General features: G+C 70.6%; 8 protein-coding genes. 3 read left to right on the top strand and 5 right to left on the bottom strand.

What is annotated here, in order from left to right; genetic code table 11:
• Both RF647_RS08835 and RF647_RS08830 read left to right on the top strand, forming a co-directional pair.
• A partial coding sequence (locus RF647_RS08835) for an aminotransferase class I/II-fold pyridoxal phosphate-dependent enzyme (RefSeq protein ID WP_368811394.1) occupies nt 1–396 on the top strand: 396 nt, incomplete at its 5' end.
• Nucleotides 397–432: 36 nt separating this feature from the next.
• Nucleotides 433–1635, top strand: coding sequence for a M20 family metallopeptidase (locus RF647_RS08830; protein WP_368811393.1), 1203 nt, complete (start codon nt 433–435; stop codon nt 1633–1635).
• A 229-nt stretch (nt 1636–1864) separates the two neighbouring features.
• On the opposite strand, the gene RF647_RS08825 is transcribed toward RF647_RS08830, so the two are convergent.
• Together RF647_RS08825 and RF647_RS08820 are read right to left on the bottom strand one after the other, a co-directional pair.
• Complete coding sequence (locus tag RF647_RS08825; protein WP_368811392.1) at nt 1865–3268, bottom strand: MFS transporter; 1404 nt, start codon at nt 3266–3268, stop codon at nt 1865–1867.
• Between the two features lie 223 nt (nt 3269–3491).
• Nucleotides 3492–4907: an amidase gene (locus RF647_RS08820; protein ID WP_368811391.1), complete on the bottom strand. Its 1416-nt coding sequence runs from the start codon at nt 4905–4907 to the stop codon at nt 3492–3494.
• Between the two features lie 760 nt (nt 4908–5667).
• On the opposite strand from RF647_RS08820, the gene RF647_RS08815 reads away from it, so the two are divergent.
• The gene (locus RF647_RS08815; RefSeq protein WP_368811390.1) at nt 5668–6330 is read left to right on the top strand and encodes a GntR family transcriptional regulator; all 663 of its coding nucleotides are present in this window, start codon (nt 5668–5670) and stop codon (nt 6328–6330) included.
• A 248-nt stretch (nt 6331–6578) separates the two neighbouring features.
• Here RF647_RS08815 and RF647_RS08810 read toward each other — a convergent pair whose 3' ends face one another.
• From RF647_RS08810 to RF647_RS08800, 3 genes are read right to left on the bottom strand one after another with little or no spacing between them, the layout of a single operon-like run.
• Nucleotides 6579–8069 (bottom strand): NAD-dependent succinate-semialdehyde dehydrogenase, encoded by a 1491-nt coding sequence (locus RF647_RS08810; RefSeq protein ID WP_368811389.1) that lies wholly within the window; start codon nt 8067–8069, stop codon nt 6579–6581.
• Entirely contained in the window at nt 8066–11128 is a 3063-nt protein-coding gene (locus RF647_RS08805) for an FAD-binding and (Fe-S)-binding domain-containing protein (protein ID WP_368811388.1), read from the bottom strand. The genes RF647_RS08810 and RF647_RS08805 overlap by 4 nt, the downstream gene beginning before the upstream one ends.
• Nucleotides 11129–11136: 8 nt before the next feature.
• Nucleotides 11137–12417, bottom strand: coding sequence for an aspartate aminotransferase family protein (locus RF647_RS08800; RefSeq protein ID WP_368811387.1), 1281 nt, complete (start codon nt 12415–12417; stop codon nt 11137–11139).
• Nucleotides 12418–12475: the final 58 nt, after the last annotated feature.

Raw genomic sequence — 12475 nt, 5'->3', positions numbered from 1 at the left:
CCCGGTCAGCACATCGTGGAGCGGTTCGTGCGCCAGGGCGGCTACGACGACCACCTGGCCGGCCTGCGCACCGAGTACCGCCGCCGCAAGGAGGCCATGGACGCCTCGATCGCCCGGCACCTGGGCCCCCGCGTGACCACCACGGATCCCGAGGGCGGGTTCTTCCTCTGGGTGACCCTCCAGGGCGAGGACGCCAAGGTCTCCACCTCGCGGCTGTTCGAGATCGCCCTCGCCGAGGGCGTCGCCTTCATCCCCGGCCCGGCGCTGTCCCCCTCGGGCCGGTTCGAGGACGCCTTCCGCCTCTGCTTCGCCTCGACCACCCCGGAGCGCACGGAGGTCGGGCTGCAGCGCCTGGCCCGCGCCCTGGACATCGCCCGCGCGGAGCTCGACCGCTGAACGACGACGCGGGCGCAGCCCGGTCCGGAAGGAACCATGCAGACTGCCCACGAGCTCGAGCACGCCATCCTCGACCTCATCGACCCGGACGAGGTCGTGGCACTGACCCGAGCCCTCGTCGACGCCGGCGGGGAGAACCCCGGCGGCACCGAGGAACGCACCGTACAGATCCTGGAACAGGCCGGCCGGATCCGCGGGCTCGAGGTCCGCACCGACCCGGCCGCCCCGGGCCGGCCGAACGTGGACGTCGAGCTGACCCCCGGCGGGTCCGTCGGGGACGGGCCCGGCCTGCTCTTCCTCGGGCACTCCGATGTGGTGCCCGCCGGGCCCGGCTGGACCCGGGAGCCGTTTCGCTCCGTCGTGGCGGACGGCCGGGTCTACGGGCGGGGGGCCACCGACATGAAGGGTGGGCTCGCGGCCGTGCTGGTGGCCATGGACGCCCTGCGCCGCTCCGGAGCGGAACTGCGCGGGCCCGTGCGGCTGGCCTGCACCGTGGATGAGGAGGACCTAGGCCTGGGGATCCGGCACCTGACGCGGCGGGGACTCGGCCGGGGCTTCCGCGGGTGCGTGGTCGCCGAGCCCACCGACCTCCAGACGGTGGTGGGCTGCCGGGGCGACGCCTACCTGGAGCTCGAGGTCACCGGGGTGCCGGCGCACTCCGGGCGGCCCGCGGACGGACGCAACGCCATCGACGCCGCGGCCCGGGTGCTCGAGCTCGTCCGCGCCGACCACGACCGCCGGCAGCAGGACCTCGATCCGCTGCTGGGCGCGGGCACCTGGAACGTCGGGCGGATCGAGGGCGGGCGCACCACCTCGATGGTCGCCCCGTCCTGCCGGGTGTGGCTCGACCGCCGGTTGATGCCCGACGAGGACCCGCACCGGCTCGCCGCGGACCTGGTGGCGGCCGTGGACGCGGCCGGCATCACGGGGGACGGCATTTCCGTGAACATCGAGGTCACCATGGCCATGCCGGGGTTCCGCACGGACCTCGACCACCCCCTGGTCACCGCCGTGCACGGTGCCGTCGCCGACCTTGGCGGCCCCGCGTCGGTGGGCGGGTGGACCGCAGCCTGCGACGGCGGCTTCATCGCCCGGGACCACGGCGTCCCCACGGTGGTGATGGGCCCCGGCGGCCTCAATGACCAGGCCCACCAGGTCGACGAGTCCGTGGGCGTGGACGAACTGGTCCTCGCCGCGCGTGCCTACGCCCTCACCGCGCTGCGGCTCCTCGGCGCCTGACTGAAGTTCCCGGCTTGCGGGGGACTTCCGGCGTCACCGGGACCCACGTCCCCCGCCGCACCACGTCTCTAAGTCCAGCACAGGCCGTTCCCGTGCTCCGGAGCTGTCATCCCGTGTCGATGATGCGCCTGGGGCCCTGCGCTGCGCCGGTGGCAGTCACGGCCCGTGGGCGGAGATGGCAGAGACCCCCGCACCTCGGATCGAGGTGCGGGGGTCTTCAGGTGGAAGGTCAGGCCCGGGCCCGGGCGCGAATGATGTCCTGCGGCTTCGTCTCCGGGATCTCGGTGCCGCGCAGGGACGCGCCGACGGTCTCCTTCATGGTGCGGACCGCGATGAGCCCGACCACGCATGCTGCCATCATGTAGAACGCCGGGACCAGCGGGTTGCCGGTGGCCTCGATGAGCGCTTCGTTGGCGAGCGGGGCGGTGCCGCCGAAGACCGCGGTGGCGAGGTTGTAGGTGATCGCGAAGCCGGCGTAGCGCACGTGGGTGGGGAACATCGCCGGGAAGGTCGCGGAGATGGTGGCCAGCTGCGGGATGTAGAGCAGGCCGAGCACCGCGAACCCGAGAAGGGCCCACCAGAACCCGTTGGCCATGATCGTGTACATGGGGATGGCCAGGACGAACAGCCCGATCAGCGAGACGTACCACATGGGCTTGCGCCCCACCCGATCGGACAGCGCCCCGGCGAAGGGGATGACGAGCATCATCGCGAACTGTGCGACGAACATGATGGTCAGCACGGTCCGGGAGTCCATGCCGGTCTGCCCCTCCAGGTAGGTGGGCATGTAGCTGAGCAGGGTGTAGTTCACCACGTTGAGCGCGATCACCAGACCCGTCATCGTGAGCATGGGACGCCAGTACTGGGTGAGCAGGTCCTTGAGCGCCGTCCCGGCGGAGGATTCGGCGTGGCCGGCCTCCTCCAGCTCCAGGAAGATGGGCGAGTCCGCCAGCCGGGACCGGAGGTAGAGACCGATCAGGCCCATGGGTCCGGCGAGCAGGAACGGGATGCGCCAGCCCCACTCGCTCATGGCCTCGTTGCCCAGGACCACCTCGCCCGACAGGACGATGAGCGAGCCGAGGGCGAAGCCGCCCAGGGTGCCGAACTCCAGGAAGCTGCCGAGGAAGCCGCGCTTCTTGTCCGGGGCGTATTCGGCCATGAAGGTCGCGGCGCCGCCGTACTCGCCACCAGTGGAGAAGCCCTGCACGGCGCGGAGCAGGATCAGCAGGATGGGGGCCGCGATCCCGATGGTCTCGACCGAGGGGATCAGACCGATGCAGAAGGTGGCCCCGGCCATGAGGATGATTGTGAGCGCGAGGATGCGCTTGCGGCCGAGGCGGTCTCCGAGCGGTCCCCAGAACAGGCCGCCCAGGGGGCGGACCAGGAACGAGAATGCGAAGGTGCTCAGCGCCAGGATGGTGCCGTACTCGCCCGGGAAGAAGTTCTGGGTGATGTAGACGACCGACACGGCGTACACGCCGTAGTCGAACCACTCGGTGGCGTTGCCGATGGCGGAGGCTGCGACGGCGCGGTTGACCGTTTTGGCGTCCGGTTCGGGCCGTCCTGTTGCCGGGTTGCGGGGCAGGCCGTCCTGCCGGGCGCCGGAATGGCCAGGATCGTGGTGTGAATTCATGGAATCCTCCAAGAGTGCGGATGGTGCACCGGCTGGCGCCCCGGTTGTGCTGGGCTTGCCTTGACCGGAACAGCCCGCGTGAATGATGGTCAACAATTCGTCAGGTGTCGTGGTGCTTTTGGTGCACCGGGGTCAGGGGTGCTTGCCCCCTCCCCTCGTGCGCGGCCGTGGTCGGATGCCGCGTGGTACCCGACGCAGTCGTGCTCCGGGACCGAGGCGGCCGTCAGCCACCGCTGACCACCGCCCGCGCGGGCGGCTGGGTGCCCCAGGCGGTCGCCTGCTCGTATGCCTGGGCGGCGCGGAGCACCATCCGGTCCGCGTGCCGGGGCCCGATGATCTGCAGTCCCGCGGGCAGGCCCGCCCCGGTGAGGCCGCAGGGCACGCTCACCGCCGGTTGCTGGGTCATGTTGAACGGGTAGGTGTACGGCGTCCAGCTGGTCCAGTTCAGGGAGTGCCAACCCTCCGGCGCGTCCTGGCCCCGGGGGAAAGCGGGGATCGGCAGGGTGGGGGTCAGCAACAAGTCATAGGTTTCGTGGAAGCGGCCCATGGTCACGCCCAGGTCCATCCGCACGGCCGTGGCGTCCAGGAAGTCGGAGGCGCTGATCTCGCCCTGCTCCTCGATGCTGCGGCGTAGCCCCGGGTCCACCTCGTCCATCGCGCCGGGACCGTAGCCCTCCAGGACCTTCGCGGCACCGGCGAACCACAGGGTATGAAAGGCCTCGACCGGGTCCTGGATACCCGGGTCCACCTCCTCGACCACGGCACCGAGCTCCACAAACCTTTCGGCGGCGCGGCGGACGAGCCGCTCGATCTCGGGATCGTTCTGCCCGAACCCCAGTGTGGGCGAAAAAGCGATCCGCAGGCCGCCGACCCCGCCCTCAAGCTCTTCCAGGAAGGACCAGGTGGGCGTCGGCAGGGCGGACCAGTCACGGGAGTCGAAGCCCGTGATGATGTCCAGCAGCAGGGCGGCATCAGCCACAGTGCGGGTCATGGGCCCGGCGTGGGCGAGCGTGCCGAAGGGACTGGCCGGAAACATCGGAATGAGGCCGTAGGTGGGCTTGATCGCCACCGTGCCGGTGAAGGCGGCAGGGATTCGGACAGAGCCACCGCCGTCCGTTCCCACGGACCAGGGCCCCATGCCCATGCCCACGGCCGTGGCGCTGCCGCCGCTGGAACCCCCTGAGGTCAGGTCAGGGCCCCATGGGTTGCCGGTCGAGCCGTGGCGCAGGGAGTCGGTGACCCCTTTCCACGCGAACTCCGGGGTGGTGGTCTTGCCCAGGAGCACGGCACCGGTCTCGCGCAGCCGGGCCACACAGGGGGCGTCCTCCTCCCACGGCCGGTTCGCGTCGATGAGCCGGGTGCCGCGCAGCGTGGGCCAGCCCCGGGTGTAGAAGATGTCCTTGATGGACGTGGGGACCCCATCGCCGGGGCCCAGCGGCTCCCCCACGTGCCATCGCTTCTCCGATTCGGCGGCAGTCCGCAGGGCCTGCTCGTGGTCCACGGACACGAAGGCGTTCACTGCACCGTCGAGCTCGTCGATGGTCCGCAGCGCGGCCCGCGTGGCGTCGACCGGGGAGAAGCTGCCCCGGCGGTAGCCGTCCAACAGCTCGAGCGCCGTGAGTTCTGTCAGGTCAGTCATGGTCTTCCTTTTAGGTCGAAGTCGGTCGAACGGGGACCACGATGGGTTCACTCCGGGTGGTCGCGGGAGTCTTTCCGCCCTGCGGAACGAAGAGCAAGGCATCCGAGACGACGTGGTCCGGGGACGTCAGGTTGAGAGGCCACGAGCGAAAAGGGAAGACCACGCCGGCCCGGATCACCGCCGCCCGCCAGGTCCCCGTGGCCGGGCCGGGTGCCCGCACGGCACGGGCATGCTCCTCCATGGCAGTCGCCGATGGGCCACAGCCCAGCGGTAGTGTCCTGAAATCGGCTGACTGCCCCCGGGGCCCGGCCGCACGGTCAGCAGTGAACGAGCGGTCCAGGATGGGCACATCGGGGAGCGCACTGGAAAACATGTGATCACCATCCCCTGTCGTACGATTGTCTACAAGAAGCATATGATGTCGATGTGAGCTAGGCAACAAGGGGAAGGCATGAGGCGCGCCGCGGGGTGTCGGTACGGCTCCGGAACCGCTGAGGATAAGCCTGGAGACCGCCTACCGCAGTCTCGATACCCTTCCTCCGCAGGGTCGCCCACAACCGGCACCCGGACGTGCGTGTCGGAGCAGGTCACAGGCGGTGGGCACGGGGAATGTCAAGGTGCCCAGCGAGTCATCAGAAGGCGCGGAGCACCACAGGGGAAGCGAAATCGGGACACTGTGTAGCCCTCGCTCTAGTCCGCTTCGGGATATGATTGTGAACAATATCCTTGTCCAGCACGGTTACCCATGGTCGGAGGCACCATGACCAGCCCCATACTTCAACCGGTGGTCCAGGAGACGACGCCTGCCCTCATCGCACGGCAACTGCGCCGGGCCATCGGCGAGGGCGACCTGGTGCCTGGTCAGCAGTTGAACGAGGCCGAGCTCAGCCGCCGCCTGGGTGTGAGCCGCGGGCCCCTGCGGGAGGCCATGCAGCGACTCACCCAGGAGGGCCTGCTGGTCAGCATCAGGAACCGGGGCGTGTTCGTCATCGAGGTGACGGACGACGATGTGCGGGATATGTACCTGGCGCGCACCGCGGTGGAGCGGGCGGCCGCGACGCGAGCCATCCAGGTCGACGCTGAGCACGCGGGTGAACGACTCCTCGAGGTGGTGCGGACGATGACGGCTGCGGTCGCGCAGAATGACACGGACGCGCTCACCGAGGCGGACGTGGAGTTCCACGCGCTACTCGTGGCCCTCGCCGGCAGTGCCCGGCTTTCCCGGATGCACACCACGCTCATGGTGGAGACCCGTATGTGCATCACCGCGCTGGAGAGCCGATACAACTCCCACATTTTCCGGCTGGACGAGCACCGGGACATTGCCGAGGCGATCGGGCGATCCGATGTGGAGCGCGCCGATCGGCTGCTCCTGGACCACATGGAGGACGCCATCGGCCGCCTGAGTCCCTCCGAGGGCTGACTGGAGAGCACCGCTCACGTCCGGGACTCTCCGGAGCCGGCCCTGGCCCAGTCGACCCCGACCGGCCCATCCGCCCGCCCCTGAGTCACCCACGGGTGGGCACCGGGCAGAGGGCAGAGGGCAGAGGGCAGAGGGCAGACGAGAACGCATCCAGTCGTACCCGAAACGCGCGGGTGCTCCTTGCCCGGCCAGGACAGTCGGGCGAGGAGCACCCGCGCGTGCGGGGCCCGGCGCACCGGGCCGTTGCGTCAGCCGCGGGGGACGGCCATGTACTTGGTCTCGAGGAACTCCTCGATGCCCACGCGGCCGCCCTCGCGACCGAGCCCGGAGGCTTTGATGCCGCCGAAGGGTGCCGCGGGGTTGGAGACGATGCCCGTGTTGAGGCCGAGCATGCCGACCTCGAGGGCGTCGCCCACCCGGAAGCCGCGGTCGATGTCTTGGGTGAAGAGGTAGCCCACCAGGCCCCAGGGGGTGTCGTTGGCCATGCGGACGACCTCCTCCTCCGTGTCGAACGGGATCACGGGAGCCACGGGGCCGAAGATTTCCTCGTTCATGAGTTGCGCGGTGGGGTCCACGTCGGACAGGACGGTCGGGGAGTAGAAGTAGCCCGGCCGGTCCGGACGGGATCCGCCGCAGACGACCGTGGCGCCCTTGGACACCGCGTCGTCCACCAGCTCCTGCACCTTGGCCAGGGCCTTTTCCTCGACGAGGGGGCCGACGTCGGTGCCGTTCTGCGCGCCGTCGCCGACGGACAGCGAGCCCAGGCGCGCGGCGAGACGCTGGGAGAACTCGTCCGCGATCGAGCGCTGCACGAACAGGCGGTTCGCGGCGGTGCAGGCCTCGCCCATGTTGCGCATCTTCGCGGCGACGGCGCCTTCCACGGCGCGGTCCAGGTCGGCGTCCTCGAACACGACGAACGGGGCGTTGCCACCGAGCTCCATGGAGGAGCGCATCACGTGCTGGGCGGCCTGCTCGAGCAGGCGCACGCCCACCTCGGTGGATCCGGTGAAGCTGATCTTGCGGGCGATGCCGCTGGACATCCACGGGCCGACCACGGCGGAGGCCTTGGAGGTGCAGATGACGTTCAGCACGCCCTCGGGCAGGCCGGCCTCCACGAGGATGTCCACCAGGGCGAGGGAGGACAGCGGGGTGAGGTTGGCGGGCTTGAACACCATGGTGCAGCCGGCGGCGATGGCGGGGCCGATCTTGCGGGTGCCCATGGCCAGTGGGAAGTTCCAGGGGGTGACCAGCACGCAGGGACCCACCGGCTCCTTGGAGACCAGGATCCGGTTCTTGCCGTCGCCGGTGGTGGTCTGGTCGCCGCCGATGCGCACGGCCTCCTCGGAGAACCAGCGGAAGAACTCGGCGGCGTAGGCCACTTCACCCTTCGCCTCGGCGAAGGGCTTGCCCATCTCCGTGGTCATGATCAGCGCCAGCTCGTCCTGGCGCGCCATGATGATGTCGTACGCGCGGCGCAGGATCTCGCTGCGCACCCGGGGCGGGGTCTTCGCCCAGTCCTTCTGAACGCGGCCGGCGGTCTCGATGGCCCGCTGGGCGTCTTCGGCGCCGCCGTCGGCGACCGTGGCGATGACCTCCTCGGTGGCCGGGTTGACGACGTCGAAGCGCTTGCCGGAGGCGGCCTCGCTCCACTGGCCGTCGATGAACAGGCCGGTGCTGACCGTGCCGACTGCGTCGAGGGCCTGCTGGGAGGTGCGGGAGGCGTTGACGTTGGTGGTCATGGCGAGTCCTCTTTCGGGGTCGTGGAGTGGGTTCGGTCGGGGCCGGCCGGCTGCGGCCGTCCTGGGTCCAGGATCTGGGCCAGATGCAGGCCCGGTCTGGTGGCGTCAAGTTGGTTGATCTGCATGGCGCAGGAGAAGCCGTCGGTGAGCACGGCGGTCTCGGCCCCCGTGCCGCGCAGGGCCGGTGCCAGGGCGTTCTCGGCGACCTGCATGCTGACGTCGTAGTGCTGCTTCTCGAAGCCGAAGTTGCCGGCCACGCCGCAGCAGCCGGTGGCGTCGACCACGTCGGTTACGCCCGCGGCGGTGAGCGCGGCACGCTGGCCGGCCGCGCCGAACACCGAGTATTCGTGGCAGTGGGTCTGCAGCACCACCTGTTCGGGGACGGGGCAGGCCGGGGACGGGGTCCACCCGTCCGCGGCGCGCTCGGCCGTGTGCGCCGCGAAGCTGCGCACACGGGCCGCGACCCGTCGCGCCTGTTCCGTGGGGACGAGCTCGGGCAGGTCCTTCCGCAGGGCCGCGGCGCAGCTGGGCTCCACGACCACGATCGGGCGGTCCGTGCCGTCGTCGAGCGTCTCCGCGGCCCGGGCCAGCAGCTTCTTGGCGGTGCCCAGCTGGCCGGTGGAGATCCAGGTGAGCCCGCAACAGGCATCCGCGGAGCACTCCACGGTCTCCCCGGAGTCGGCGAGCACGCGGGCGGCGGCACCGGCCACCTCGGGGCGGAAGCCCCGGGTGAAGGTGTCCACGAACAGCAGCGCGGTACCGGCGCCCGGCTGCTGCGCACCGGCGGCCGTGACCTCCCGGCGCCACTCTCTCGCGCCGGCGAAGCGCGGCATGGTGCGCTTCGTGGTGAGCCCACCCACGACGGCGGCGACCTTGGCCAGGGGCGTGGCCAGTACCGCGTTGACCAGCGGGGCGATCCGCCCGGTGAGCTTGAGCCAGCGCGGCAGCCAGCCCAGGGAGAAGTGCGAGATCGGGCGGAGTCGGCCCTGGTAGTAGTGGTCGAAGAACTCGGACTTGTAGGTGGCCATGTCCACCCCGGCCGGGCAGTCGGTGGCGCAGGCCTTGCAGGACAGGCACAGGTCCAAGGCCTCCCGTACCTCCTCCGAGCGCCAGCCCTCCTGCACGGTGGCCGCACCGCGGACCATGTCCTGGAGCACCCGCGCCCGGCCGCGGGTGGAGTCCTTCTCGTCCCGGGTGGCCCGGTAGCTGGGGCACATGACCCCGCCGGTGTCCGCGCGGCAGCGGCCCACGCCGATGCAGCCCTGGACGGCGTGCACCCACGGGTCGGTGCCCGCGCCATGGGCGGTGGCCGGGTCGTCGGTCTCCACCAGCGATCCGCCGCCGTGGCTGCCGACCGGGCGCAGATCGAAGCTCGTGCGCCACTCCCGCGCCGGGATGCCCTCCAGCGCCAGGTGGGCGTCCATCGGGTCCGGGGCCGTCATCGAGCCGGGGTTGAGGATCTCCGACGGGTCCCACAGCCGGCGGTACCGGGCGAAGGCCGCGAGCACCGTCGGGGAGTACATGATCGGCAGCAGCTCCGAGCGGGCCCGCCCGTCCCCGTGCTCGCCGGACAGCGACCCGCCGTGACGGACCACGAGCTCGGCGGCCTCGCGGGTGAAGCGGCGGAACACCTCCCGCCCGTCGTCGGTGCGCAGGTCGAAGGTGATCCGGATGTGCATGCACCCGGCGCCGAAGTGGCCGTACATCACCCCGTCCAGGTCGTGTTCGGCCAGCAGGACGCGCAGGTCCGCGAGGTAGTCCGCGAGGTCCTCCGGGGCCACGGCGGAGTCCTCCCAACCGGGCCAGGACTCCCCGCCGCTGGCCAACCGGGATGACAAACCCGCCCCGTCCTCGCGCACGCGCCACAGCGAGGCTCGCTCCACGAGGTCGGGCACGGCCCGACCCTCCACAAGTCGGCCGTTCTCGGCCAGCCTCGTCAGCAGGCGGTCGGCCTCGGCGGCCACCGCCTCGGGCTCGGATCCGTCAAGATCCACGAACAACCAGGCCCGTCCGGCGGGCAGGCCCAGCACGGAGCCCGCTCCGCGCCGGAACCGCATGGTCTCCACGATGGCCTCGTCAGTGCCCTCCACCGCTGCGGGCGAGAACTCGAGGATGGTGGTGATGTCCCGTGCGGCCTCCACGACATCCTCGTAGCCCAGGCACACCAGCAGCGCACTGGCAGGCTTGGGCACGAGCTTCATCCGGGCGCGGACCACCACGGCGCAGGTGCCCTCCGAGCCCACCAGCGCGCGGGCCATGTTGAACTTCTTCTCCGGCAGCAGGTTCTCCAGGTGATACCCCGAGACCTGCCGCTGGATCCGGCCGAGCTCGACGCGGAAGACGGCGAGGTTCTCCCGCGCCAGCCGCGTCAGCGACTCCGTCAGCTCGGCCGCACGGGCGGCCGACGCGTCGTCGGACGGATCGGTGGCGCGCAGACCCGTGGTGGTGGCCGTCAGCCGCGCACCGTCGGTGGTGACAACGTCGATTTCCACCACGTGGTCGGAAGTGCGACCGTAGCGCACAGAGTGGTTGCCGCACGCGTCGTTGCCAATGGCCCCGCCCACGGTCGCACGGTTCTTCGAGGAGGGGTCCGGAGCGAAGGTGGAGCGGTTGCCGGTGGCGCGCTCCACCTCCCGAGTGAGGTCCGACAGGACCACGCCCGGGTCCACGTCCACGGTGCCCGAGGCCTCGTCAATGCTGTGAATGCGGTTCAGGTAGCGGGAGAAATCCAGAACCACCCCGGGGCCCACGGCGTTGCCGGCCATGGACGTGCCCCCGCCGCGACCGACCAGCGCAGTACCGGTCTCCCGGCAGGCCGCCACCGCGGCCAGCACCTCCTCCACGGTGCGCGGGAACACCACGGCCAGCGGGGGCACCCGATAGTTGGAGGCGTCATAGGCGTACTCGGCCAGCCGGCGCGGCGAGGAGTCCGCCGCGACCCCCGCCGCGGCGAGGAGGCCCAGCACAGCGGGGTCGACGGCGGCCTCCCTGCGGGCGGCAGTAGCTGCCGTGCCAGAGGCTACGACGTCGGAGAGGGCGGGAACGGTGGCTTCGCTCATGCGTGCTTTCAGGCTCCCGTCGTGCCCGCAGGGACAGCACCGACCACAGCGGCCACAGCGGCCTCGAAGCGCTCCAGCCCAAGGGAAACTTCCTCTTCGGTGACCACGAGGGCGGGGATGAGGCGCACCACGTTGCCCTCCGGCCCACAGGTGAGGGTGAGCAGTTCCTGCTCCGTGGTGGCCTGCTGGACGGCCGCGGCCGTCGCGGCGTCCGGGGTGCCGTCCTGGGCGGTGAACTCGATGCCCCGCATCAGGCCGAGGCCGCGGACGTTGCCGATCACGGGGAAGCGCTCCTGGATCTGGATCAGCCCGGCCTGCAGCTGTTCGCCGCGCACCCGCGAGTTCTCCACTAGACCCTCCTCCTTGACCACCTCGAGGGTGGCCACGCCGGCGGCGGCGGAGACCGCGTTGCCGCCGTAGGTGCCACCCTGGGAGCCCGGCCAGGCTTTGGACATGGTCTCGGTGGAGGCGGCGATGGCCGAGATGGGGAAGCCGGAGGCGACGCCCTTGGCCGTGATGATGATGTCCGGAGTGGCGGTGGAGTGCTGGTGGCCCCAGAACTCGCCCGTGCGCCCGACGCCGGCCTGCACCTCGTCGAAGATCAGCTGGATGCCGTACCGGTCGGCGCGCTCCCGCAACCCCTCCATGAAGGCCGGCGGGGTCGGCAGGTAGCCGCCGTCGCCCAGGGCGGGCTCGATCAGGAACGCCGCCGTGTCGTTGGGCGCGGTGCGGGTCTTCAACAGGTAGTCCAGCTCCTGGAGGGCGAAAGCCACGGCCGTGGCCTCGTCCCAGCCGTAGCGGTAGGCGTAGGGGAACGCCGACATGTGCACCCCGGCCATCAGCGGCGCGTATCCGGCCGAGAACTTCGTGCCGGCCGTGGTGAGGGAGGCCGCGGCCACGGTGCGACCGTGAAAACCACCCTGGAAGACGACGATGTTCGGCCGGGCCGTGGCCATGCGCGCCAGACGGATGGCGGCCTCAACGGCTTCGGAGCCGGAGTTGGCGTAGAACACGGAGTCCAGCCCCTCCGGAAGCACCTCGCCGAGCTTCTCGGTGAGCTGCAGCAAAGGCTGGTGCATCACGGTCGTGTACTGGGCGTGGATGATCTTGCCAACCTGCTCCCGAGCAGCCGCCACCACCTTGGGGTGACAGTGACCGGTGCTGGTGACACCGATGCCGGTGGTGAAGTCCAGGTAGTCCCGGCCGTCAGTGCCATAGATCCAGCTGCCCAGGGCGTGGTCCACGACCACGGGGGTCGCCTGCTTGAGTACGGGGCTCAGAGATGTCATGGCTCACATTCTTCCCAACAGATCGACTTATTGTCAACAATCTTCCGGGGTCTTACAG

Origin of the sequence: Kocuria sp. CPCC 205263, from assembly GCF_040981075.1 — a bacterium.
GTDB classification, from domain to species: domain Bacteria; phylum Actinomycetota; class Actinomycetes; order Actinomycetales; family Micrococcaceae; genus Kocuria; species Kocuria rosea.
The sequence above is the reverse complement of the archived record's forward strand: the minus strand, read 5'-3'. Positions and strand labels throughout refer to the sequence as shown.

Excerpts from the sequence above, each read along its gene's own strand:
- RF647_RS08825 (WP_368811392.1), bottom strand. The coding sequence starts at position 3,268 with ATGAATTCACACCACGATCCTGGCCATTCCGGCGCCCGGCAGGACGGC.
- RF647_RS08820 (WP_368811391.1), bottom strand. The coding sequence starts at position 4,907 with ATGACTGACCTGACAGAACTCACGGCGCTCGAGCTGTTGGACGGCTAC.
- RF647_RS08810 (WP_368811389.1), bottom strand. The coding sequence starts at position 8,069 with ATGACCACCAACGTCAACGCCTCCCGCACCTCCCAGCAGGCCCTCGAC.
- RF647_RS08815 (WP_368811390.1), top strand. The coding sequence starts at position 5,668 with ATGACCAGCCCCATACTTCAACCGGTGGTCCAGGAGACGACGCCTGCC.
- RF647_RS08830 (WP_368811393.1), top strand. The coding sequence starts at position 433 with ATGCAGACTGCCCACGAGCTCGAGCACGCCATCCTCGACCTCATCGAC.
- RF647_RS08800 (WP_368811387.1), bottom strand. The coding sequence starts at position 12,417 with ATGACATCTCTGAGCCCCGTACTCAAGCAGGCGACCCCCGTGGTCGTG.
- RF647_RS08805 (WP_368811388.1), bottom strand. The coding sequence starts at position 11,128 with ATGAGCGAAGCCACCGTTCCCGCCCTCTCCGACGTCGTAGCCTCTGGC.